The 24,781-nt window shown below is 70.6% G+C and carries 15 protein-coding genes; 3 read left to right on the plus strand and 12 right to left on the minus strand.

The window, feature by feature from the left end; genetic code table 11:
• Nucleotides 1-20 precede the first annotated feature (20 nt).
• From ACIBK5_RS26465 to ACIBK5_RS26485, 5 genes are all read right to left on the minus strand, one after another.
• On the minus strand, nucleotides 21-869 hold the full coding sequence (locus tag ACIBK5_RS26465; RefSeq protein WP_382496758.1) for a GNAT family N-acetyltransferase: 849 nt from the start codon (nucleotides 867-869) through the stop codon (nucleotides 21-23).
• A gap of 183 nt (nucleotides 870-1,052) precedes the next feature.
• Nucleotides 1,053-2,210, minus strand: coding sequence for a flavodoxin-dependent (E)-4-hydroxy-3-methylbut-2-enyl-diphosphate synthase (gene ispG, locus ACIBK5_RS26470; RefSeq protein ID WP_399023125.1), 1,158 nt, complete (start codon nucleotides 2,208-2,210; stop codon nucleotides 1,053-1,055).
• A 169-nt stretch (nucleotides 2,211-2,379) separates the two neighbouring features.
• A complete protein-coding gene (locus tag ACIBK5_RS26475) occupies nucleotides 2,380-3,672 on the minus strand; it encodes a M50 family metallopeptidase (RefSeq protein ID WP_399023543.1) in 1,293 nt (430 codons plus the stop codon).
• A gap of 8 nt (nucleotides 3,673-3,680) precedes the next feature.
• The gene (dxr, locus tag ACIBK5_RS26480; RefSeq protein WP_399023127.1) at nucleotides 3,681-4,937 is read right to left on the minus strand and encodes a 1-deoxy-D-xylulose-5-phosphate reductoisomerase; all 1,257 of its coding nucleotides are present in this window, start codon (nucleotides 4,935-4,937) and stop codon (nucleotides 3,681-3,683) included.
• A 96-nt stretch (nucleotides 4,938-5,033) separates the two neighbouring features.
• Nucleotides 5,034-7,007: an acyl-CoA dehydrogenase family protein gene (locus ACIBK5_RS26485; RefSeq protein ID WP_399023128.1), complete on the minus strand. Its 1,974-nt coding sequence runs from the start codon at nucleotides 7,005-7,007 to the stop codon at nucleotides 5,034-5,036.
• 277 nt (nucleotides 7,008-7,284) lie between these two features.
• Here ACIBK5_RS26485 and ACIBK5_RS26490 point away from each other — a divergent pair, with 277 nt between their 5' ends.
• Together ACIBK5_RS26490 and ACIBK5_RS26495 are read left to right on the plus strand one after the other, a co-directional pair.
• The gene (locus tag ACIBK5_RS26490) at nucleotides 7,285-8,298 is read left to right on the plus strand and encodes a LacI family DNA-binding transcriptional regulator (protein ID WP_399023130.1); all 1,014 of its coding nucleotides are present in this window, start codon (nucleotides 7,285-7,287) and stop codon (nucleotides 8,296-8,298) included.
• 71 nt (nucleotides 8,299-8,369) lie between these two features.
• A complete protein-coding gene (locus tag ACIBK5_RS26495) occupies nucleotides 8,370-10,412 on the plus strand; it encodes a TIM-barrel domain-containing protein (protein ID WP_399023132.1) in 2,043 nt (680 codons plus the stop codon).
• A 65-nt stretch (nucleotides 10,413-10,477) separates the two neighbouring features.
• On the opposite strand, the gene ACIBK5_RS26500 is transcribed toward ACIBK5_RS26495, so the two are convergent.
• The 7 genes from ACIBK5_RS26500 to ACIBK5_RS26530 form a co-directional block, all read right to left on the minus strand.
• Entirely contained in the window at nucleotides 10,478-11,206 is a 729-nt protein-coding gene (locus ACIBK5_RS26500) for a hypothetical protein (protein WP_399023134.1), read from the minus strand.
• Between the two features lie 36 nt (nucleotides 11,207-11,242).
• Nucleotides 11,243-13,489 carry a glycosyl hydrolase family 95 catalytic domain-containing protein gene (locus ACIBK5_RS26505; RefSeq protein ID WP_399023136.1) on the minus strand — a complete coding sequence of 749 codons (2,247 nt, stop codon included), beginning with the start codon at nucleotides 13,487-13,489 and terminating at the stop codon, nucleotides 11,243-11,245.
• Nucleotides 13,486-15,465 carry a beta-galactosidase gene (locus tag ACIBK5_RS26510; RefSeq protein WP_399023137.1) on the minus strand — a complete coding sequence of 660 codons (1,980 nt, stop codon included), beginning with the start codon at nucleotides 15,463-15,465 and terminating at the stop codon, nucleotides 13,486-13,488. Before ACIBK5_RS26510 ends, ACIBK5_RS26505 begins: the two co-directional genes overlap by 4 nt.
• Nucleotides 15,465-17,666 (minus strand): 1,4-beta-glucanase, encoded by a 2,202-nt coding sequence (locus tag ACIBK5_RS26515; protein WP_399023139.1) that lies wholly within the window; start codon nucleotides 17,664-17,666, stop codon nucleotides 15,465-15,467. The genes ACIBK5_RS26510 and ACIBK5_RS26515 overlap by 1 nt, the downstream gene beginning before the upstream one ends.
• 117 nt (nucleotides 17,667-17,783) lie before the next feature.
• The gene (locus ACIBK5_RS26520) at nucleotides 17,784-18,722 is read right to left on the minus strand and encodes a carbohydrate ABC transporter permease (RefSeq protein WP_399023141.1); all 939 of its coding nucleotides are present in this window, start codon (nucleotides 18,720-18,722) and stop codon (nucleotides 17,784-17,786) included.
• An 8-nt stretch (nucleotides 18,723-18,730) separates the two neighbouring features.
• Nucleotides 18,731-19,768 carry an ABC transporter permease gene (locus ACIBK5_RS26525; protein ID WP_399023143.1) on the minus strand — a complete coding sequence of 346 codons (1,038 nt, stop codon included), beginning with the start codon at nucleotides 19,766-19,768 and terminating at the stop codon, nucleotides 18,731-18,733.
• Between the two features lie 26 nt (nucleotides 19,769-19,794).
• On the minus strand, nucleotides 19,795-21,477 hold the full coding sequence (locus ACIBK5_RS26530; protein WP_399023145.1) for an extracellular solute-binding protein: 1,683 nt from the start codon (nucleotides 21,475-21,477) through the stop codon (nucleotides 19,795-19,797).
• A gap of 371 nt (nucleotides 21,478-21,848) precedes the next feature.
• Between ACIBK5_RS26530 and ACIBK5_RS26535 the strand changes: the two genes are divergently transcribed.
• Nucleotides 21,849-24,686 (plus strand): glycoside hydrolase family 3 C-terminal domain-containing protein, encoded by a 2,838-nt coding sequence (locus ACIBK5_RS26535; RefSeq protein WP_399023147.1) that lies wholly within the window; start codon nucleotides 21,849-21,851, stop codon nucleotides 24,684-24,686.
• Nucleotides 24,687-24,781 lie beyond the last annotated feature (95 nt).

Below are 24,781 nucleotides of genomic sequence, written 5' to 3' on the forward strand. Positions count from 1 at the left end.
CCGGCTCCCCTCAGGTCCGATCAGAAGAGCACGCTCATGAAGGCGCCGACCTCCTGGAAGCCGACTCTTTGGTACGTCCTGCGGGCCGCCGTGTTGAAGTCGTTCACGTAGAGGCTGACGACCGGGGCGACGTCGGCGAGGGCGTAGCGCAGCACGGCCGCCATGCCGGGGGCGGCCAGGCCCGTGCCGCGGTACTCGGGGGCCACCCACACGCCCTGGATCTGGCAGGCGCGGTCCGTCGCGGCGCCGATCTCCGCCTTGAAGACGACCTTGCCGTCCGCGTCGAAGCGGGCGAACGCGCGGCCGGAGCCGACGAGTTCGGCGACGCGGGCCTGGTAGAGGAGGCCCCCGTCGCCGGCGAGCGGGGAGATCCCGACCTCCTCGGTGAACATCGCCACACACGCCGGCATGAGCGTTTCCATCTCGTCCTTGCGGACGCGGCGGACGTAGGGGTCCGGGGCGATGCCGGCCGGCAGGCTGTCGGTGACCATGAGCGGCTGCCGGCGGCGGACGTCGCGGGCCGGGCCCCACTGGGGTTCCAGCAGCCGCCACAGGTCGGCGGTGGACCCGGCGGGGCCGACGATGGAGGAGCAGCGGCGGCCGGCCCGGCGGGCCCGGTCGGCGAAGGCACGGACGGCACGCGGGCCGGCGCAGATCGGGACCAGGTTGGCGCCCGCGTAGCACAGGGACGTCAGCATGCCGTCCTCGTACCAGCCCCACATCTCGCCGCCGAGCCGCCACGGGTCGAGGCCGGCGATCTGCACCCTGGACGTCACGAAGGCGTTCGCGACGGGCTCGCGGTCGAGTACGGCGAGCGCGGCGTCCAGGTCGCTCGGTTCGAGGACCCGTGAGGTGGTCTGCGTCAACAAGTGCGGGGCCTCACACACTCCTGGGGGTTGCTGGTCCCCGCACTATAGCTGCGCTGCTTGGGTGGGGCGCCTAGGAGCTCGGGAGTAGAGGTTCAGCGGCGGGCGCGGGTGCGTTGTGGCTTGTCGCGCCCACGCGGCGGAGCCGCATATCGACAACAGCCCCGCGCCCCTGAAAAGACAGGCTCAGCCCGCGACCGCCACCGACGGCTCGCCCGAGGCGACGCCGTCCGCTTCCATCTGCTCGGCGATCTTCATGGCCTCTTCGATGAGGGTCTCGACGATCTTGGACTCGGGGACGGTCTTGATGACCTCGCCCTTGACGAAGATCTGCCCCTTGCCGTTGCCGGAGGCCACGCCGAGGTCGGCCTCGCGGGCCTCGCCGGGGCCGTTGACGACGCAGCCCATGACGGCGACGCGGAGGGGGACCTCCATGCCGGTCAGGCCCGCCGTGACCTCTTCGGCCAGCTTGTAGACGTCGACCTGGGCGCGGCCGCAGGACGGGCAGGAGACGATCTCCAGGCCGCGCTGCTTGAGGTTCAGGGACTCCAGGATCTGGTTGCCGACCTTGACCTCCTCGACCGGCGGGGCCGACAGGGAGACGCGGATCGTGTCGCCGATGCCCTGGGAGAGCAGCGCGCCGAAGGCGACGGCCGACTTGATCGTGCCCTGGAAGGCCGGGCCCGCCTCCGTCACGCCGAGGTGCAGCGGGTAGTCGCACTGGGCCGCGAGCTGGCGGTACGCCTCGACCATCACGACCGGGTCGTTGTGCTTGACCGAGATCTTGATGTCGCGGAAGCCGTGCTCCTCGAAGAGGGAGGCCTCCCACAGGGCGGACTCGGCCAGCGCCTCAGGGGTCGCCTTGCCGTACTTCTGCAGCAGACGGCGGTCCAGCGAGCCCGCGTTGACGCCGATCCGGATCGGGGTGCCGTGGTCCTTGGCGGCCCGCGCGATCTCCTTGACCTTGTCGTCGAACTGCTTGATGTTGCCCGGGTTGACGCGGACGGCCGCGCAGCCCGCCTCGATCGCGGCGAAGACGTACTTCGGCTGGAAGTGGATGTCGGCGATGACCGGGATCTGCGACTTGCGGGCGATGGTCGCCAGGGCGTCGGCGTCGTCCTGGGTCGGGCAGGCGACGCGGACGATCTGACAGCCGGAGGCGGTCAGCTCGGCGATCTGCTGGAGGGTGGAGCCGATGTCGGACGTACGCGTCGTGGTCATCGACTGCACCGAGACGGGGGCGTCTCCGCCGACCGCCACGGCCCCGACCTGGATCTGGCGGCTCTTCCGGCGCTCGGCGAGCCTGGTCGGTACGGACGGCATGCCGAGAGAAATCGCAGTCATCTGCTGTGCAACCCCAAGTCGTGGATCAAGGTCCGGTCCCGTGAGCAGCGGGCTCCGAGCTTCGAGATTACGGCACATGGCCCGGGCCGGGCACATCCCACCCGCATCCCCACCCAATGGAAGGCGGCCCGGCACGAAGTGTGCCGGGCCGCCTCCGAACCGCGTATGACTAGGAGATTCTCACCGGGTTAACGACGTCCGCGATCAGGACGAGGATCGTGAAGCAGATGAAGATCCCCGCGACCACGTAGGCGACCGGCATGAGCTTCGCCACGTCGAAGGGGCCCGGGTCCGGCCGGCGCAGCACCTTGGCGGTGTTGCGGCGCAGCGACTCCCACAGCGCGCCCGCGACATGGCCGCCGTCCAGCGGCAGCAGCGGGAGCATGTTGAACAGGAACAGGGAGAGGTTGAAGCCGGCGACCAGCATGAGGGCCATGGCCAGTTGCTGGGTCGGCGGGATGTCCAGGGTGAAGATCTCACCGCCGACACGGGCCGCGCCGACCACGCCCATCGGGGAGTCGGCCTCACGGGGCGCGCCGTCGAAGGCCGCGTTCCACAGGGCCGGGATCTTGCCGGGGAGGGCGGCGAGGGAGTCGACGGCGTCGCCCATCCGGTCTCCCATCCAGCTCACGGACTCGCCGAAGTCCTGCTTGACCACGCCGGTGGCCGCGCTGAAGCCGAGGAAGCCGGCCTGGACGTACTGGCCCTCGACGATCTGCCCGCTGGAGTCCTTCTTGGCGACCTGGTTGGTGGCGATCTTCGCCTGAAGGGTGACGTCCTGGCCCTTGCGGTCGACGACGATCGGCACCTCCTGGCCGGGGGTGGCGCGGATGAGGTCGGACAGCTTGTTCCAGTCCTCGGTCTTGACGCCGTTGAAGGAGACGATCTTGTCGCCCGCCTTCAGCCCGGCGGCGGCGGCCGGGCTGGCCGGGTCGCCCTTCTCGCACTTGTCGCGGTTCTCGCTCTGGGCGATGACGCACTGGGAGACGGAGCTGACGGTGTTGGTCTGCTGGGTGATGCCGAAGCCCATCAGGATGGCGAGGAACAGCGCCACCGCGAGGACCAGGTTCATGAAGGGGCCCGCGAACATCACGATCACGCGCTTCCAGGGCTTGCGCGTGTAGAACAGGCGGTTCTCGTCGCCCGGCCTGAGCTCCTCGTAGGCGGCGGTGCGGGCGTCCTCGATCATGCCGCGCCACGGGGAGGTGGAGCGCGCGGTGAGCCGGCCGTCGGGGCCGGGCGGGAACATGCCGATCATGCGGATGTAGCCGCCGAACGGGATGGCCTTGATCCCGTACTCGGTCTCGCCCTTCTTGCGGGACCAGAGCGTCGGGCCGAAGCCGACCATGTACTGCGGCACGCGGATGCCGAACAGCTTGGCGGTCGACAGGTGCCCCAGCTCGTGCCACGCGATCGAGAACAGCAGGCCGACCACGAAGATCACTATGCCGAGGATGAACATCAGGGTCGTCATGCACGGGCCTCCGCCGTCTGTGCCGCCAGTTCCCGGGCCCGGGTCCGCGCCCAGGTCTCCGCTTCGAGGACGTCCGACACGGTGAGTGAGGTTCCCGTACGCGGGGTGCCGTGCTCCTCGACGACCCGGGTGACGGTCTCCATGATGCCGTTGAAGGGCAGCGCGCCCTGGCGGAACGCGTCCACGCACTCCTCGTTGGCCGCATTGAACACCGCGGGGGCGGTGCCCGCGAGTTCGCCGACGTGCCGGGCGAGGTTCACCGACGGGAAGGCCTCGTTGTCGAGCGGGAAGAACTCCCAGGTCGAGGCCTTGCTCCAGTCGAAGGTGGGGGCCGCGTCGGGGACGCGCTCGGGCCAGCCGATGCCGATGGCGATGGGCCCGCGCATGTCGGGCGGGGTCGCCTGGGCCAGTGTCGATCCATCCGTGAACTCAACCATCGAGTGGACATACGACTGCGGATGCACGACGACCTCAATGCGGTCGAAGGGAATGTCGTAGAGGAGGTGTGCCTCGATGACCTCCAGGCCCTTGTTGACGAGGGTCGCGGAGTTGATCGTGATGACCGGGCCCATCGCCCAGGTGGGGTGGGCGAGGGCGTCCTCGACGGTGACGTTCGCCAGCTCCTCCTTCGTGCGGCCGCGGAAGGGGCCGCCGGAGGCCGTGACGACCAGCTTGCGGACGTCGGCGCGGGTGCCGGCGGCCAAAGCCTGGAAGAGGGCGGCGTGCTCGGAGTCGACCGGGATGATCTGGCCGGGCTTGGCGAGGCCCTTGACCAGCGGGCCGCCCACGATGAGCGACTCCTTGTTGGCGAGCGCGAGGGTGCGGCCCGCCTCCAGGGCGGCCAGGGTCGGGGCGAGGCCGATGGAGCCGGTGATGCCGTTCAGGACGGTGTGGCAGTCGGATGCCGCCAGCCGCGTGGCCGCGTCCGGTCCCGCGAGGATCTCGGGGAGCGGTTCGCCCGTGCCGTACTGCGCGGAGAGCGCCTCGCGCAGGGCCGGTACGACGTCCTCGCGCGCGACCGCGACCGTCGGCACCCGCAGCCGGTACGCCTGCTCGGCGAGCAGGGCGACCCGGCCGCCGTTGGCGGACAGGCCGGTGACCCGGAAGCGGTCGGGGTTGCGCAGCACGAGGTCGATCGCCTGCGTGCCGATGGACCCGGTGGAGCCGAGGATCACCACGTCCTTCGGGCCGTCGCCCGCTACGGGGTCGTAGACGAGGTGCGGGTCTGCGAGAGGGGCTGGACTGTCGCTCATTCCTCCATTGTTGCCGTAAGGGTGGCGTGTGAGGACAGCGCATCCCCCTCCCAGGGGCGCGCGCCATGGCGGCTCGCGCCCCTGCAAGGGCCGGGTCTACCGGATCGGGCGGTGCAGGTTCTCCCGCTGGGAGGCTCCCGGCGTCGCGTCCGCGATCCAGGGGCCGTCGCCCGAGGGGTCGACGATGCCCTGCTCCAGCCACTCGTACGTGCCGGACAGCACGCCCTTGACGACCTTGCGGTCGAGGTCGTCGGTGTTGGTCCACAGGCGGTTGAAGAGCTCTTCGACGCGGATCCTGGCCTGGCGGCAGAAGACGTCGGCGAGCTGGTAGGCCTCACGGCCGTGGTCGCCCTGCTTGCGCAGGAGTTCGGCGCGTACGCAGGCCGCGCTCATGGCGAACAGTTCGGCGCCGATGTCGACGATCCGGCCGAGGAAGCCCTGCTTGGACTCCATCCGGCCCTGCCAGCGGGACATGGCGTAGAAGGTGGAGCGGGCGAGTTTGCGGGAGGTGCGCTCGACGTAGCGCAGGTGTCCCGAGAGGTCCACGCCGTGTTTGAAGTCGCCGTAGGACAGGGGGAGCTGGCCCGGGCCGGCGACGAGCTTGGGGAGCCACTTGGCGTAGAAGGCGCCCGCGTTCGCGCCCGCCTTGGCCTTGTCGCCCAGGGACTTCTCCGGGTCGATGAGGTCGCCGGCGACCGAGAGGTGGGCGTCGACGGCCTCGCGGGCGATCAGCAGGTGCATGATCTCCGTGGAGCCCTCGAAGATGCGGTTGATGCGCAGGTCGCGCAGGAGCTGTTCGGCGGGGACGCCGCGCTCGCCGCGGGCCCGCAGGGACTCGGCCGTCTCGAAGCCGCGTCCGCCGCGGATCTGGACGAGTTCGTCGGCCATCGTCCAGGCCATCTCGGAGGCGTACAGCTTGGCGAGGGCGCCTTCGATGCGGATGTCGTTGCGGTCCTCGTCGGCCATCTGCGAGGCCAGGTCCGTCACGGCCTCCAGGGCGAAGGTGGTGGCCGCGATGAAGGAGATCTTGGAGCCGACCGCCTCGTGGTGCGCGACGGGCTTGCCCCACTGCTCGCGGACCGCCGACCACTCCCGGGCGATCTTCAGGCACCACTTGCCGGCCGCGACGCAGGAGGCGGGCAGGGAGAGCCGCCCGGTGTTGAGCGTGGTCAGGGCGATCTTCAGGCCCTGGCCCTCCTCGCCGACGCGGTTGGCGGCGGGGACGCGGACCTGGTGGAAGCGGGTGACGCCGTTCTCGATGCCGCGCAGGCCCATGAAGGCGTTGCGGTTCTCCACGGTGACGCCCGGGGAGTTCGTCTCCACGACGAAGGCGGTGATGCCGCCCCGGTGGCCCTCGCTCTTCGGGACCCGGGCCATGACGACCAGCAGGTCGGCGACGACGCCGTTGGTGGTCCACAGCTTGACGCCGTCGAGGACGTAGTCTCCCCCACTCTCGGCTCCGCTCGAGCGGGAGGTGCCCCCATCGTCCGGGATCGCGGTGGTGGCGAGCCGGGCCGGGTCGGAGCCGACGTCGGGTTCGGTGAGCAGGAAGGCGCTGATGTCGGTGCGGGCGCAGCGCGGCAGGAAGCGCTCGCGCTGCTCCTGGGTGCCGAAGATCTTCAAGGGCTGTGGCACACCGATCGACTGGTGCGCGGAGAGCAGCACGCCGATCGCGGGACTGGCGGAGCCGGCCAGGGAGAGGGCCTTGTTGTAGTACACCTGCGTGAGGCCGAGACCGCCGTACTTGGTGTCGATCTTCATGCCGAAGGCGCCGAGCTCCTTCAGGCCGTCGATCACCTCGTCGGGGATCCTGGCGTCGCGCTCGATGACGGCCGGGTCCACCTTCGTCTCGACGAAGTCGCGGAGCTTGGCGAGGAACTCCTCGCCGCGCTGGGCCGCCTCGTCGCCGGGGAGCGGGTGGGGGTGGATGAGGTCGAGCCGGAAGCGGCCGAGGAACAGCTCCTTGGCGAAGCTGGGCTTGCGCCAGTGCTGTTCCCGGGCGGCCTCCGCCACCTCACGGGCCTCCCGCTCGGTGACGGCGGGACGGGAAGAGGGAGTGGAAGCGGACATGAGGGGCACCTCGCCGCATCTAGGGTAATTGAGGACTGTACGTTACCGACCAGTGCTACTGGATCGTTGGTACCCGAAACCGGACGCTCCCACCAGTCCTCTCGCGTCCGTTCGGCCTAGGGTGTGCACGGGGTCGACCCTGCTCGAGAATTCGGTATCGAAGCGCTTCGACAACCTATGGACACGTACTCCCGCTGGAGCTACTGTCGAACCACCCTCACCCGCCCATATAAGCAACGCGCATTGTCGAAGCGCTTCACAAAGCTTGGAGAGCCGGATGGTCACCCTCGCCGAGGTCGCCCAGCACGCCGGAGTCTCGGCGAGCACGGTGAGCTATGTCCTCAGCGGCAAGCGGTCCATCTCCGTCAACACCCGGCAGCGGGTCGAGCGGAGCATCCGCGAGCTCGGGTACCACCCGAACGCCGGGGCCCGCGCCCTGGCCAGCAGCAAGTCGAACATCATCGCGCTGATGATCCCGCTGCGCACGGACATGTACGTGCCCGTGATGATGGAGATCGCCATCGCCGTGGCGACCTCCGCCCGCACGCACGGGTACGACGTGCTGCTGCTCACCGGCGAGGAGGGCCCCGACGCCGTGCGCCGCGTCGCCGGGAGCGGACTCGCCGACGGAATGATTCTGATGGACGTCGAACTCGACGACGAACGGCTGCCGTTGCTGCGCGCGACCGACCAGCCTTCCGTGCTCATCGGGCTGCCCGCCGACACCTCCGGTCTGACCTGCGTCGATCTGGACTTCCGGGCGACGGGCGCGCTGTGTGTGGAGCATCTGGCGAAGCAGGGGCACCAGGACATCGCCGTCATCGGCGAGGCCCCGGCCGTCTACGAGCGGCACACGGGCTTCGCCGAACGCACCCTCGACGGGCTCCGGTCGCGTTCCCGGGAGCTGGGAGTGCGGCTGCTGCACCGGCCGTGCGAGGGCGGGTACGACGCGATGGCCGTGACCCTCGCACGGATCCTCGACGAACGCCCGGACACCTCCGGGATCATCGTGCAGAACGAGTCGGCGGTCGAGCCGCTGCTCGCCCTGCTGCGGCAGCAGGGCCGGGCCGTCCCGGAGGACGTGTCGGTGGTCGCGATCTGCCCCGACCAGGTCGCGACACAGGCCTCCGTGCGGCTCACGTCGGTCGCCATCCCCGCGCAGGAGATGGGCCGGCACGCGGTGGAACACCTGGTCGCCAAGCTCGAGGGACGCGGCAGCGACGAGGTCGTGCTGATCGCTCCCGAGCTGACGGTACGGACGAGCACGGGACCGGCGCCGGCCCGGCCGTAGTCACTCCCCGCCATTGAAGAGCGCCCCTTCCAGGGCACCCCCATGTCTGCTTCCGCACAGGAGCCCGCCACGTGAATCAGCCTGCTGAAACCCAGCCCCAGGTGAGCCTGGCGCAGTCCTCCCCCACCGTCGGCACGTTCCGCGAGCGGGACGGCGCGCTGGAGTGGAGCGGCCGCCAGGAGACCGTACGGATCGAGCCGTGGGGTCCGGACGCGGTCCGGGTGCGTGCCCGGCTCGGCGGCCCGGTCCTCGAGGGACTGCCGGGCGCGCTGCTCGACGAGGCCCCCGCGACGCCCTCCACGGTGAAGATCGAGGACGGTCACGGACAGCTGACTGTCGGCGCGCTGACCGTCGAGGTGAACGCCGAGGGCCTGGTCCGCTTCCTGCGGACGGAGGACTCCGCCGAGCTGCTCGCCGAGGACCGGGCTCACTTCTGGTGGCCCGGCTCCCGCCTCTACACGGCCGTCGGCAACGGCCACCACCGTCTGGAGCAGCGCTTCGCCGCCTACGACGACGAGAAGCTGTTCGGCCTCGGCCAGCACCAGCACGGGCGGCTCGACCAGAAGGGCCTGGTGCTTGACCTGGTCCAGCGCAACGCCGAGGTCGGCATCCCGGTGCTCACCTCCAGCCGGGGCTACACGCTGCTGTGGAACAACCCGGCGATCGGCCGTGTGGAGCTGGCGCACAACGGCACCCGGTGGGTCGCCGACTCCGCCCGGCAGATCGACTACTGGATCACGGCGGGCGACCCGTCCGGCGCCCAGAGCCGCTACAGCGCGGTGACCGGGCGGACGCCGATGCTGCCGGAATGGGCGGCGGGCTTCTGGCAGTGCAAGCTGCGCTACCGCACCCAGGACGAACTCATGGCGGTGGCCCGGGAGTACAAGCGGCGGGGCCTGCCGATCTCGGCGATCGTCTGCGACTTCTTCCACTGGACGCATCTCGGGGAGTGGAAGTTCGACCCGAAGGAGTGGCCCGACCCGGGCGCGATGGTGCGCGAGCTGGACGAGCTCGGCATCAAGCTGGTGGTGAGCGTCTGGCCCTCGGTGTCGCCGCTGAGCGAGAACCACCCGGTCATGGAGCAGCGCGGGTACTTCATCGGCACCCAGTACGGCCCGATGGCGCACGCCGACTGGCCCGACAAGGAGGTCGCGTCCACGGTCCAGGTGGCCTTCTACGACGCCACCAACCCGGACGCCCGGGAGTTCGTGTGGTCGAAGGTGAAGGAGAACTACCTCGACCCGTACGGCATCACGGCGTTCTGGCTGGACGCCTGCGAGCCGGAGCTGAAGCCGGGCTTCCAGGAGAACCTGCGCTACTGGGCCGGCCCGGGCCTGGAGGTCGGCAACGCCTACCCGGCCGAGAACGCCCGGACCTTCTACGAGGGCCTGCTCGCGACCGGCGAGGAGGAGATCGTCACCCTCAACCGCTCGGCCTGGGCGGGCAGTCAGCGCTACGGCGCCGCCCTGTGGTCGGGTGACATCGGCACGGACTTCCCCACCCTGCGCCGCCAGATCGCGGCCGGCCTCAACACGGCCCTGTCGGGCATCCCGTGGTGGAACACCGACATCGGCGGCTTCCACGGGGGCGACCCGGACGACCCGGCGTACCGGGAGGTGATGGTCCGCTGGTTCCAGTTCGGCGCGCTGTCCCCGCTGATGCGCCTGCACGGCTTCCGCGACCCGGGCATGCCGCTGGGCCCGGAGATGACGGGCGGCCCGAACGAAGTGTGGTCGTACGGCGAGGAGGCCGGGGCGGTCCTGGAGAAGTACCTGCGGCTGCGTGAGCGTCTGAAGCCGTATGTGCTGGACGTGATGCGCGCGGCCCACGAGGAGGGCCTGCCGGTGATGCGGCCGCTGTTCCTGGAGTTCCCGGACGACCAGGCCACCTGGTCGGTGGACGACTCCTACCTCTTCGGCCCGGACCTGCTGGTCGCCCCGGTGCTGACCGCCGGTGCCACCGCTCGTACGGCCTATCTGCCGGCGGGGGCCGCCTGGACGGACGCGTGGACGGGTGAGACGTACGAGGGCGGCCGGGCCGTGACGGTCGACGCCCCGCTGGACCGCATCCCGCTCTTCCTGCGGGACGGGGCACGGCTGCCGGTGGCGGAGTAGCCGCCACGGCGAGAAGCCGGGGCCGGCCGCACCGTGCGGTGCCGCCGGCCCCGGCCCGTTCCGGGTCAGCTGCTGGTGAAGCTCATGCTGTTGGCGCGGAAGTCCAGACCGCCGGACGACGAGGTGATCTCGAAGCCGAACTGGACGTCACCGATGGTCTCGTTGCCCATCCACCGCTTGGTGTCCTTGATCCACTTCAGGACCGGCAGGATCTGCACGGAACCGGAGGTGGAGTCGGAGGTGCGCAGGAACGAGAAGACGTCCCAGTACGTGCCGTCGGACCGTTGGGCCCGGCCCTTGTAGACGTCCCAGGTGTGGCCGCCGACCGAGACGCGCTCCTGGTAGCTGCCGAGCGCGCCGACGGCCCCGTTGTAGTTGACCCAGAGCATGATCTCGTAGTCGTGGTCCGTGTCCCAGACGTCGTACGAGGTGTTGTACGAGCCCGAGGACGGGACGGTGACGTTGTAGCTGCTGTTGAGCGACCCCAGCGAGGTGATGGACTTGTTCACCACCTTCTTGGCGTTCGGGTAGGACTTGATGCCGCCGGTGTTGGGGTGGTTGGCGTTGACGCCCCAGTTGGTGCCGGAGTTGGCCCAGATGCACTGGGCGCCGGCGCCGCCGCCCCAGATGTTGTTGTAGAGCGTGTAGCCGTTCAGGCTCGTGTTGCCCCACTGGTCGCAGGAGTTCCAGACGGCCGCGGAGGCGGGCGCGGAGGCGAGGCCGATGGTCGCGCCGAGTGCCAGGGCCGGGGCGAGCAGGGCCTTGGTGACCCTGCCGAGCGTGCGTGATGCCATGGGGTCCCTTCCAGGGGTGGGGGGATGGGGTAGGAGCTACCGCGCCCTCAGGGTGAGGACGTGGTCTTCTCCGGCGACCAGGTGGAGGGATTCTGTGCCGGTGGAAGTCCGCAGTTCGACGCGGTGGGTGCGGCCCGGCCTGATGACGGCGGTGGCGCCGTCCCGGGACCAGGTGAGGTCGAGCTCGGCCCCGAAGCGGGTGCGCACACCGCGCAGTGCGCCGCTGGGACAGGCCGCCGGGAGCGCGGGCAGCAGCACCAGCCGGTCCGGGGTGGACTGCACGAGCATCTCGATCAGCACGGCGGGCAGGGTGTGCGCGGCGTCCGCGTTGTAGACGTCCCGCTTCGGGTAGTGGGCGCTCATCAGGGAGGCGTGGAAGAAGTCGCCGTCCAGGACCTGGCCGAGGGCGTGGGCGACGCGGTCGCCGTCCCTGAGCCGGGCCGCGATGAGCGCGTGGTGCAGATGGCCGTGCGCGGAGTCGTTCTCGGCGCCGCGCAGTTCGAGGGCGCGGTGGGCGGCCGTGGCGAGTTCGGGTGTGTCGTAGGGGGTGATCTCGTCGAGCGGCCAGACGCCGTAGAGGTGGCTGAGGTGGCGGTGGTCGTAGGAGTCCTCCAGGCCCGGCCAGGCCCATTCGGCCAGCGCCCCGTCCGCGTTGACCCGGTGCGGTGGGAGGCGGTCGGCGAGGGCGTGCCAGCGGTCGGCGTCGGGGCCGGGGTGGTAGGCGGCGGCCGTGCGCAGGGCGTGGCGGGCCGCCGAGAGGTCCATGGCCGCGTTGAGGGTGCCCCAGCTCGCGTTGCCGGGGCGGTTCTCGGGCGAGTAGGACGGGACGACGACGAGGTGGCCGTGCTCGTCGGTGCGGGTGAGGAAGTCCTCGTAGAACAGGGCGACTTCGGCGAGCGCGGCGGCGGTGCGCGGGTCGCGGGTGCCGGTCGTCTCGTCGTGGTCGACGAGCGGCTTGAGCAGCCAGTCGGCGCCCGCGGTCCACAGGTGCAGCGGGTACTCGCGGTCGAAGTGGTACGAGTGGCCGGACTCGCCGTCGGTGTGGCCGGGGGCGACGACGCCCCGGGTGCCGAAGATCGCGCGGGCGTTGTCGCGCCAGTCGGGCAGCTGCCGTTGGATCAGGGTCGCGTGCGCCTCGGTGACCTCGGGGAGGGCGGCGGCAGCGGCGGAGGCCGTCTGGAGGTTGAGGTTGGCGTCGTTGGTGAAGGCGCCCGACCAGGCGGTGTTCCAGTCGCCGGTCCACAGTCCGGTCAGCCGGGGCGGGAAGAGGCCGCCGGCGGACAGCAGGTGGTAGCGGCCGGCCGCGAAGAGGCGCTCCAGCAGGGCGGGGCTGCGTGGGCGTCTCAGCAACTCGGAGCCGGGGAGGGCCCGTTCGGCGGGGTCGGCGGCCAGGTCGAGGGTGACGCGCTGGTAGGCGGTGCCATGGAGGGCGACGTGGCGGCCGAGGAGCTCTTCGTACTCCGCGGGCAGATCGCGCAGGGCGCGGCCCTCAGCGACGACGTCCGGTTCGCCGGTGTGCCGGCGCACCCGGGTGAGGAGCAGCACGGACCGGGCGCCCTCGATGTGCGCGCCCGGGGGCACGAGGGTCGTCGTGCCTCCCGTGACGGCGACCAGGGTGACGCCGGTGCAGGCCAGGTCGCTGTCCGGGTAGCGGGCGCGCAGGCTCAGCAGGGCGCCCTCGGGGGTGAGGACGGCTCCGTGGCCGATGCCCAGTCCGGCGGGCGCGCCGGGCAGCCGGTGGTCCAGGTCGAGCTGGAGGCTCAGGCCGGGGCCGGTGACCTCCTGGACGATCACGTCGTCGGCTCGGGAGACGAAGACCCGGCTGGTCCAGCCGGAGCAGGACGCACGCACGACGCCGGTGCTGAAGTCGACGTCGCGGCGGTAGTCACGGTGGTCGCCGGACGACCTGCGCGCGACGCCCTGGGCGAGGTCGCGGGGGGAGGCGTTCCGGCCGGCGTACGGCCTCTTCAGCCGGATCTGGAAGGCCGGGTGGAAGGGCTGCACCCACTGGTGCGGGCGGCCGTCCGTGAAGCTCTCGGCGGCGGTCGTGTCGCCGGCCAGGAGACGGTCCTGGAGCGCCGGGAGGTCTCCGGCGAGCCGCGGGGGACGGGGGTCCCTGCCGTTGGGGCGCACCAGGGTGTGGTGCGTGACGACGACCCGCTCGACGTCCGGGTCGCCGAACACAAGAGCGCCGTGGTGGCCGTTGCCGCTCAGGAAGCCGTCCTCCCAGCGCCCGGCCGCGTGCGGCTCCCAGGTGCCGTGGACGGGGGCGGAGGCGGTCATGGCCGGAGCACCGCCGCCTCGTAGCGGCCGAGGGTGACCCGGTCGCTGACGGCCGTGCCGGTCAGCAGGTCGTGGTGGGTGCCGGGGACCTCGACGGTCACGGGCTCGCGACTGTGGTTGAGCAGGAACAGCAGCTCGCCCCGGCGCACGGCCTCGACCTGCTCGGGAAGAGCGTCGAGCACGGGCCGGACGCCCGCGCCGTCGGCGACCCGGGCCAGCAGCTCGCGCAGCGCCTCCGGCTCCGGGAGCGTGGAGAGGTACCAGGCGCGGTCCTTGCGCAGCACGGCGGGCATGCCGTCCAGTTCGCCGCCCTTGTAGCGGGTCGTGTGGTCGGGGTCGGAGGGCTCGATCTCCTCGGACCACAGCGTGCCCCGGAAGTCCTCGCAGGCGACGGTCTCCCCTTCGTCCAGCGGCCACCACTCGTGCAGCGTGCGGATGCCGAAGAGCTCCCGCAGCCGGGCGTCCATGCCGCCGGGGCGCACCCGGTCGTCCTCGTCCGCGACGCCGGTCAGGAAGCCGCAGACGAGGGTGCCGCCGCCGCGGGCGTAGGCGAGGAGGTTGTCGATCGCCGCGTCGGTGAGCGCGTACAGCTGGGGCACGACGACCATCGAGTACGGCGTCAGATCGTGCTCGGGGTGGGCGAAGTCGGTGGTGAGGTGGGCCTGCCAGAGGGCCCGGTGCCAGGCGCGCAGCACGTCCGGGTAGTCCACCCGGGAGGACAGGCGTCCGTCCTGGGCACCGGCCCACCAGGCGTTCCAGTCGTGCAGGACGGCGACGTTCGCGGTGATGTGCCGGCCGGTCACCTCGGGGGCGATCCTCGCCAGGTCCGCCCCGAGCCGCTTGACCTCCTGGTACGTACGGCCGTCCTCCCCTGCGTGGCTGACCATGCCGGAGTGGAACTTCTCGGCGCCCTGCCGGGACTGCCGCCACTGGAAGTAGCAGACGGCGTCGGCGCCCCGGGCCACGGCCTGCAGGGACCACAGCCGGTTGAGGCCCCGGGGCTTCGGGTGGTTCACGCCCCGCCAGTTGACCGGCCCGGCCGCCTGTTCCATGAGCATCCACGGCCCGCGTGCCTGGGAGCGGGTCATGTCCTGCACCAGGGCGCCGTTCTGGGCGCCGAGCGGATCGCGCGGGTCGGGGTAGAGGTCGACGGAGACGATGTCCTCCTCCCCTGCCCAGCGCCAGGCGTCCTGGCCGAACCACAGCGGCATGAAGTTGCTGGTGACCGGGAGGTGCGGGGTGTGGCGCCGGACGATGTCCCGCTCGGCGACGTAACACTCCAGGAGCATGTCGGAGGTGAAGCGCCTGAAGTCCAGGACCTGGCCGGGGTTGCGCATGTAGTGGGGCAGACGGGGCGGCAGGATGCCGTCCCAGGTGTCGTAGCCCTGGCTCCAGAAGGCGGTGCCCCAGGCCTCGTTGAGGGCCTCGAGCGTGCCGTACCTCTCGCGCAGCCACCGCCGGAAGGAGACGGCGGCCTCGTCGCCGTAGTCGAAGGTGCAGTACTCGTTGTTGATGTGCCACATCGTCAGGGCCGGGTGGCCGCCGTAGCGGTCGGCCAGGTCCTCGGTGATCGCGGCGGCACAGCGCCGATAGGTGGCGCTGGAGTGTGAGAAGTGCTGACGGCCGCCCCACCACTCGGTGCGGCCGTCCTCGGTGACGGGCAGGGTGTCGGGGTGCAGCCGGCCCATCCAGGGCGGGGGCGAGGAGGTGGGGGTGGCGAGGACGACCCCGATGCCGTTCTCGTGCATCAGGTCCATCAGGGTGTCCAGCCAGCCGAACTCCCGCGCCCCGGGCTCCGGTTCCAGCTTCGACCACGAGAACACGCCGAGGGTGACGGAGTTGACGCCGGCGGCCTTCATCAGCCGGACGTCCTCGTGCCAGGTCTCCTGAGGCCACTGCTCCGGGTTGTAGTCGCCGCCGAAGAGGAGGCGGCCCCGGGTGGCGTCGCTCAGGGCCGGCCCTTGTCGCCCGGGCATCAGGCGGGCTCCCCGTACTGCACGCCGCGTCCGTTGGTGGCGATGTAGACCCGGCCGTGGATGCGCGGGTCGCCGGTGACGGTCGCGCCGATCCAGCCCCACTGGTGCCGGTCGTCGTTGATCCGGGTCCAGGTCTTCGCCTCGTCGTCGGAGCGGTGGACGGCGGTGCTGCTCTCGGTGGAGCCGACCAGGTAGACCGCCGGGTAGGAGGCGCCCTCGGCGGCCTTGCCGAAGCCGAGGGTGTACGAGGCCCAGCAGCTGCTCACCTTGGTGAAGGTGGCGCCGCCGTCCGTCGACCGGTACAGCCCGTTCCACTTCAGGCTCAGCCACAGGTCACCCGAGCGGCCGGGAGCCGCGGTCAGCTGGAACTCGCTGTCGCCCGAGTGCAGGCCGGTGGCCCTCGCGGTGAAGGTCCTGCCGCCGTCGGTGCTGGCGTGGAGCGTCCCGGTCGTGGTGTCGAAGGCGTAGAAACGCGTCGCGTCGGCCGGGTCCGCGACCGGCACGACGCCCTTCGGGAAGGAGTCGACCTCGGACCAGGTGGCACCGTTGTCCGCCGAGCGGAATCCCGGGTGGGCCGCGCCGAAGGACCACAGCAGCACACTGCCGTCTGCACTGGTGGCGATCGGCCCGGGCGCGGACTTGGCCATGGGCGGCTGGGACGTGAAGGGCGCCCAGGTCTTGCCGCCGTCGCGCGACCAGGCGCCGTTGCCGTTGTCGCCCCACCCGGCCCGCACGACGTACGACGGCTCGGCGGCGGCCAGCGCGAGCCCCGTCGCCGTGCCGAACACCGGGTTCGACGCCATGCCCCGGGAAGGGGAGGCGGTGAGCCGCTCGTGGTACATCACACCGATGTCCCCGGACCCGCTGATCAGGTGCGCCTCTCCGGCCGGAGGGGAGATCAGCTGACGTATGGACGCCTCCTCGAGGCCCCGGATCTGCGGGGCCCAGTGCTTGAGGTCGCGGGTGCCGTAGAGGGTCGCGCCGGTTCCGTAGACCACGTGCTCGGAGTCGTACGGGTCGACGGCGAGGGCCTGGATCCACCAGCCGAACTTGGGCTCGTCGGCGCCCCACCTGAGGTACGGCGTCTCGGACACGTCCAGGACGGCCTTGTCCTTCAGGGACTTCCAGGTGCGGCCGCCGTCGGTGGTCCGGTACAGGGTGTCGACCAGCGCCCAGCGGTTGTTGGTGGAGACGACGACGGTGCCGGGCCTGCGGGCGTCGACGGCGACACCGCCGTACCCGAAGGAGTCGGTCCCCCCGTCCTGAGTCGCCCCGCCGGGCTTCACCGGCGTGACCTCGGTCCACTTCCCGTCCGTCGTCCGCAGCTTGTGCACGCTGCCGTCGGACTGGCCGTTGGGGCCGGGGGCGTTGGCGTACGTCACGTACAGCTCGCGGGTGTGCCGGTCGTACGCGGCGCGGATCGGCACCCTGGCGGCGGTGCCGGCCGGCTGCTTCGGAACGGCCTTCCAGGTCGTGCCGTCGGAGGTGCGGTACAGGTTGGGCTTGTCGGCCGTGCCGTCGGAATCGCCCCAGCCGGCGTAGACCGTACGGCCGGCGGCGACGAGGAGCGTGACGCCCTGGCCGGTGGCGCTGGGGGCGGCCGGGAAGCTCACGGCGTTCCAGGTGGCGCCCCGGTCGGTCGACTTGAGCAGTCCGTCGTGCCGGGTGCCGAGCCACAGGGTGTCGCTGTCGCGCGGGTCGACGAGCAGCCGCTCCCCGCCCCCGCGCCCGTCCTCGTTGGCGCCGAGCTTCACGGTGAGGTCGGTGCGCTTCCAGGTCGCGCCCCGGTCCTCGGACCGCAGCACGGCCCCGTTGCCGGCCCAGGACTGCGCGTAGGTACCGAGGGCGAGGTAGAGCCGGTTCGGGTGGGCCGGGTCGACGGCCATGGCCTCCACGCCGAGCAGGTTCCAGTCGTCCCAGCCGATGTGGTCCGTCAGCGGGACCCACCGGTCGGTGCGGTCGTCCCAGCGGTAGGCGCCGCCGATGTCGGTACGGGCGTAGGCGAGGCCTCGGACCGAGGGGTGGAACAGCACGCCGGTGACGAAACCGGTGCCGCCCTGGACGACGTTGCGCCAGCGGTACCCGCCCTTCGCGGGCGTACCGGCTTCCGCCCGCCCCTGAATCAACGGAAGGGAGACGACCGCGGCGACGGCAGCGGTCCCGGCCAGCACGGAACGTCTGCTGAGGTGGAATGTGGGCATGGCGTACCTCGGTTCTTGCAAAGACGGGGAAGGGAGATGCCCTTTTCAGGGGCGCGGGGAACTGCGCGAACAACCACGACGCAACCGCGGACGACAAACTGCGGACAAGCCCAGCGGTCAGCCCTTGACCGCGCCCGTGAGCATGCCCTTCTTGAAATGCTTCTGGACGAACGGCGAGATCACAGCAACCGGCAGCAACGCCATCACCATCACGGCCATCTGAATCGCCAGCGCGGAAATCTGCCCGGTCTTGATCGCCTGACTCACCCCCACCGGCGCCTCCTGCTTCTGCACCAGCTGGATCATGACGTTCTGCAACGGCATCATGTCCTGGTTGCTCAGATAGATCGACGCGTTGAACCAGGCACTCCAGTAACCGACCGCGTAGAACAACGTGATCACCGCGATGACGGCCCGGGACAGCGGCATCACGATCTGCCAGAGAATCCGCCAGTCCCCCGCCCCGTCGATCCGCGCGCTGTCGACGAGTTCCGGCGAGATCCCCATGAAGAACCCGCGCAGCACCAGAATGTTGAACACACTCACGGCGCTCGGCAGGATCAACGCGAGATACGTGTCGGTCAGTCCGAGCGACTGCACCAGCAGATATGTCGGAATGAGCCCGGCCCCGAAGAACATCGTCGCGAGGAGCGTCATCAGCAGCCAGCGATGCCCGAGCGAACCGCTGCGGGACAAGCCGTAGGCGGCCAGCACCGACACCGTCATGGAGAACACCGTGCCGACCAGCGTGACGCACACGCTGACGATCGCGGCCCGGGTCACCTGCCCGCCGCTCAGCAGCTCCTGGTAGGCGACGAAGGTGATGTCCTTCGGGATCATCACCAGTCCGCCGGCCTCGGTGATGGTCTGCTTCGAGGAGAGGCTGGTGACGACGACGATCCACAGCGGGAACAGGATGGCGAGGCAGGCACCGGCCAGGACGATGCCCTTGCCGGCGATCCCGGCCTTGCCCGGCTCGTCGTCCCAGACGGGCCTGGGCGGAGCCTCCCACCAGCGCGGTGCGCGCGCCGCCTCCTCGACGGCGGCCTTGTCCATGACGGCGGTCACTTCTTGTACACCCCCTGCTCGCCCATGAAGTGGGCCACCTTGTTCGCGGCCAGGACGAGCGCCACGCTCACCAGGCCCTTGACGAGGCCCGCGGCCGCCGCGTAGCTGAAGTCCTGGTTGCGGACGCCGTTCCACCACACATAGGTGTCGAGGACTTCCGACGCGCCCGGTCCCACCGCGTCGCGTTGCAGCAGGATCTGCTCGAAGCCGACGGTGAGCGCGTCACCGACCCGCAGCACCAGCAGCAGGGCGATCACGGGCCGCAGCGCGGGCAGCGTGACGTGCCACATGCGGCGCCAGCGCCCGGCCCCGTCCATGGCCGCCGCCTCGTAGAGGTCGGGGCTCACGGAGGCGAGCGCGGCGAGGAAGACGATGATGCCCCAGCCGGCGTCCTTCCAGACGCCCTCCGCCGTCACCAGGAACTTGAAGATCCCCGGGTCGGTCATGAGGTCGAAGCCCTCGAAGCCGTGCTCGCGCAGGGTCTGCGCGATGATGCCGGCCCCGCCGAAGATCTGCTGGAAGACGGTGATGACCAGCACCCAGGAGAAGAAGTGCGGCAGGTAGAGGATCGCCTGCGACACGGCCCGCACCCGGGGCCTGATCACACTGTTGATGAGCAGCGCGAGCACGATCGGGATCGGGAAGAACAGCACCAGCTGGAGGACGAACAGCACGAGGGTGTTCTGCACGGCGTCCCAGAACGCCGAGTCCGCGAAGATCCGCTCGAACTGCTCCAGGCCGACCCAGGGGCTCTCCAGCATCGCGACGAAGCCGTTGTCGCTGACGTACGGGTCGTACTCCTGGAAGGCGACGGCGTTGCCCAGGATCGGTATGTAGTTGAAGACCAGGACCAGCGCGATGGCCGGCAGGGTCATCAGGATCAGGGTGCGGTCGCGGCGCAGCCGCAGCCGCAGGCTCACCTTGCCGGAGAGTCTCTTCCCCGGCCGCTCCCCGGTGGGGACGTCCGTCCCCCGGGAAGCTTCCTCACTCGTCTTCGCCTCGGCCCTGCTGCGAGGCACCGTGCTGTGGGACACGGCCTACTCCTTGCCTCAGCGCCTGGTCACTGTGCGGAACCGTTGGTGTCGTGCAGCTTCTGGTACCAGTCCCGCAGCTTGTCCCCGCCCTGCTTCTTCCATTCGGCGACAGCCTGCTGCACATCGCTGACCTTCTTGCGACCGCGGACGACGTCGTCCTCCAACTGCTCGAAGTCGTTGGAGAGGTTGGTGTAGCGGGCGGGCTCGGTGATCTGCATGCCCCAGAAGGTGGACTTCTTGGTGAAGGCGCCCATCCGCTGCTGCCACTCCACCTGCTCCTTCGCGATGTCCGGGAAGTCCGGGTGCGCGATGGTCGGGGCGGGGCTGGCGATCATCTCGTAGGCGTTGGCGACCTCCTGGTTGCCCTTGTCGTTCTTGGTGGGCACCCCGTCCTTGACGGTGTAGTGCGTGCCCTCGACCCCGTACTTGGTGAGCATGTACTCCTTGGTGCCGTACGGGGCGGCGGTGACATTGGCGGCGGCCAGGATGTCCTCGACGACGGCCTTGGACGCCTTCTTGTTGACGAAGGCGAAGATGCCCGCGGGGGAACCGGCCCACAGCGTGGGATCGCCGCCGTCGGCGCCGAAGATGTCCATGCCGGAGATGCGGAAGTCGGGGTTCTGGCCCGCCTGCTCGGCCATCTTGCCCCACCAGTCCGAGATGTTGTTGTTGTAGATCAGCACCTGGCCGGCGGTGAAACGGTCACCCGCGGTCCCCTGCACCGCCTTCGCGTCGGGGTGGACGAAGCCCCCCGCGTACAGCTTGCGCGTCCACTCCAGGGCCTCCAGGTACTCCTCGGTCTCGACCCGGTAGATCATCTTGCCGTCGGTCAGGTTCCAGCCGAGCGGCTTCTCGCTGCCGGAGAGCACGCCGAAGAAGTTGAAGGCGCTCCACTTCATGTCGTCGCAGGCCCACACCTTGGCCTTGGGCCGGGTGATCTCCTTGGCGAGCGCGAGGAACTCGTCCGGGGACTTCGGAAGGTCGTAGCCCTCCTTGTCGAAGACGTCCTTGCGGTAGAAGGGCACGATGCCGGTGACGGAGGGGGCGGGCTGGGGCAGGCCGCGCAGCTTGCCGCCGAAGATGGAGTACTGCCAGGCGCCGCTCGGAATGGCGGCGAGGTTCGGGTACTTCTTGACCGCGTCCCCGGACAGGTAGGTACCGAGGTCGGCGAACTTGGAAATGATGGCGCTGGGTATCTTGCCGCCCATGTTCCAGCTGGGGATGACCACGACGTCCGGCACATCGCTGGAGGCGAGGACCGCGCCGAGCTTCTCGTCGTAGGTCATGCCGTCCTGGTTCTGCCAGGTGATGTCGACGCCGATCAGCTCGTTCATCGCCTTGTAGTAGGCGTTGTCGCCCTTCGGCGGGGTGCCCCAGAACGGCGACATGATCTTGATGGCGCTGCCCTTGCCGAGCTTCTTCGGCACCGAGGTCTTGAGGTCGGACAGGGCGAGCTTGCTCGTGAAGCCCATCGCCGAGCCGTGCTTGGACGGGATGTCCGGCGTCACCACGTTGCTTGCCACGTAGGCCGGCAGCAGCTTCTTGGCGCCCTTGCCGGACGTCGTGCCGTCCCGCGAGCCACTGTCCGAACCGCCGCAGGCGGCGAGCAACGGCATCCCGCCCGCCACGGCCGCGGTGGCGACCGCGGTGGAGGCGAGGAAGGATCTCCGGCTCGGTCCGGAGGAGGCGGAGGCGGCGTTCGGCGTCATTGCGTCAACCCTTCATGGCACACCAGGACACCCGGCGGAGGGCCGTCGGCTGCGGTGTCTCGAGTGGAACTGGCTGAGCCGAAGCGATACTCCGACGAGTGACGAGGAATGCGCACCACCGGGTGGCGGACTTCACAGTCGAAGCGCTTCGATGTTGCTGCGAGATTAAGTGAACACCCAGGGGTGCACAAGGGGCGATTCCAAGATTCTCCCGAGGTGTGCACGATCGCGATCCGGCATATATGGCGCTTGGAATGGCGCCGCAGGGTCGGAGTTGTTGCGCCGAGGTGTCTTGACACCCACCCCCACGTCGAACCAGCATCGAAGCGCTTCGAAAGTGTCTCGCCGCTCCATCGCAAAGGGAATCCCACGTGACCGCACACACGCCGCCCACGCCGCCGTTCCGCGATCCGCGCCTGCCGTTCGCGAAGCGGATCGACGACCTCCTGTCGCGGCTCACCCGGGAGGAGAAGACCGCTTTCCTGCACCAGTTCGCGCCCGCCGTCGAGCGGCTCGGCATCGCCGCCTTCCGCACGGGCCAGGAGGCCCTGCACGGCGTGGCGTGGATGGGCCCGGCGACGGTGTTCCCGCAGGCGGTCGGCCTCGGCGCCACCTGGAACCCGGAGCTGGTGCGGCGGGTCGGCGACGCGGTGTCCAAGGAGGTCCGCGCGATGCGCGCCAAGGACGACCGCGTCGGGCTCAACGTCTGGGCCCCGACGGTCAACCTGCTGCGCCACCCGCTGTGGGGCCGCAACGAGGAGGGCTACTCGGAGGATCCGAAGCTGACCTCCGCGATCGCCACGGCCTACACGCACGGCCTGCGCGGCGACCACCCCACCTACTGGCGCACCGCGCCCGTGCTGAAGCACTGGCTCGCCCACAACAACGAGACGGACCGGTCGACGACGTCGAGCTCGGTGCGTCCGCGCGTGCTGCACGAGTACGACCTGCGGGCCTTCCGCGAGACCGTGGAGGCGGGCGCGGTGGCCGGGGTGATGCCCGCGTACAACCTGGTCAACGGCCGACCGAACCACGTCTCCCCCTACCTCGGTGAGCATCTGCGGTCCTGGACCGACGAGGACCTGCTGGTCTGCTCGGACGCGGGCGCGCCGAGCAACCTGGTCGACTCCGAGCACTACTTCGACACCCACGAGGAGGCCACTGCCGCCTCTCTCGTGGCGGGCGTCGACAGCTTCACCGACCACGGCACGGACTCCTCGCAGATGACCGGGCGGCTGCGCGGCGCCCTGGAGCGCGGTCTGCTCACCGAGACCGACCTCGACACGGCGGTCCGTCGTCAGCTCTCGGTCCGCTTCCGCCTCGGCGAGTTCGACCCGGAGTACGACCCGCACGACGCGACGAGCGAATTCGACTCCCCGGGGCACCGTGCCCTCGCCCAGGAGGCGGCCGAGCAGGCGGTCGTGCTGCTGAAGAACGACGGGGTGCTGCCGCTCGCCCCGGACACCCGGATCGCCGTGGTCGGTCTGCTCGCCGACGAGTGCAAGCTCGACTGGTACAGCGGCACGCTGATCCACCGCTCGACCCCGCTGGAGGGCCTGTACGAGCGGTTCGGCGCGGAGCGGGTGGAGTTCGCCGAGGGTGTGGACCGGGTCCGGCTGAAGACCTCCGGAGGTGCGTTCCTGCGCGTGCCGGTGGCGGCGGACGCCGCCGACGAGGTGCGCGGCGCCGAGGGCGCTCTCGACCCGGCGCTGCTCGCGGGCCGCACGGACCTGCCCCCGCTGACCACCGACGCGACCGGCACCGAGCTGGCGCTGGCCGACTGGGGCGAGGGCGTGCTGACGCTGCGCGCACCCGACGGCCGCTATCTCTCGGTCGCCGAGGACGGCCGGGTCCGCGCCTCCGCCGACCAGCCGGGCGGCTGGGTCGTCCAGGAGACGTTCAGCCTGGAACCGCACGGGAACGGGCACCTCCTGAAGCACCTCGGGACGGGTCGTCATGTCTGTGTCTCCGCCGAGGGCGTGAAGGTTGCCGAGGAAGATCCCGAGGTGTTCGAGCTGGTCGTCGCCGAGCGCGGCGAGGACGCGGTGGCGCGGGCCGCCGCGGAGGCCGACGTGGTCGTGGTGGTCGCGGGCAACGACCCGCACATCAACGGCCGTGAGACGGAGGACCGTACGACCCTGCGTCTGCCGGAGCACCAGGAGCGGCTGCTGCGGGCCGCCCGCGCGGCGAACCCGGCGACCGTGCTGGCGCTGGTCTCCGCCTACCCGTACGCGGTCGACCCCGCCACCCTCCCGGCCGTGCTGTGGACGGCGCACGGCGGCCAGGCGGCAGGCACCGCCCTGGCCCGCGTCCTGGCCGGCGACGTCTCGCCCGCAGGCCGCCTGCCGCAGACCTGGTACGCCGGCGACGCCGACCTGCCCGGCCTCCTCGACTACGACGTGGTCGGGGCCCGTCAGACGTATCTGTACTTCGAGGGCACGCCCCTGTTCCCGTTCGGGCACGGCCTGTCGTACTCGTCGTTCGCGTACGACGGCCTGACGACCCGGGGCGGGGACGGCACGCTGCACGTCTCGTTCAGGGTCACCAACACCGGTGACGTCACGGCCGACGAGGTCGCCCAGCTCTACGCCCGGGCCGTCGACCCGTGCGTGCCGCGTCCGCGCCGCGAGCTGCTGGACCACCGTCGCGTCTCTCTCGCCCCCGGCGCCGTGGCCGAGCTGAGCTTCGAGGTTCCGCTGACCGCCTTCGCGTTCTGGGACGTCGCCCAGGACCGGTGGCGCGTGGAGCCGGGCGCGTACGAGCTACTGGCCGGGGCCTCCAGCGAGGACGTCCGGCTGCGGACGACCGTCACCCTGGAGGGCGAGCCCACCCTGCCGCGCGCGGTCCTGGCGGGCGGGCTGGCCGCGGCCGGTTTCGACGAGCAGAGCGGCATCGAGATCGTCGACCGTACGAAGGTGTCGGGCGACGCCGTGACGCCGGTGGGCGGATCCACCGGTGAACTGGTCTACCGCGACTGCGACTTCGGCCGAGGCATCACCGGGGTGACGGTGGAGGTGACCGGCGAGGGCACGGTCGAGGTGTCCCTCGACGGCGGCCCGGCCCTCGCGGTGCTGTCAGCCGCCGGACCCGCATCGGGCCCGTACGACTACGTCTCGCTCGGCGCGTCCGTCGCTGCCGCGGGCGTGCACGACGTCCGTCTCAGGCTGCGCGGCCCGCTGCGGCTCGCGCACGTCGGCTTCTCCGGTTGAGGGTCCGGAGCAGGCCGGCACACAGAAGGGGCCCGGCACCGGAAGGCATCGGTGCCGGGCCTCTTCGCCGAGCCTACATGAAAATGGTTCCCATG

Source organism: Streptomyces sp. NPDC050546, assembly GCF_044457425.1.
Lineage (GTDB): Bacteria > Actinomycetota > Actinomycetes > Streptomycetales > Streptomycetaceae > Streptomyces.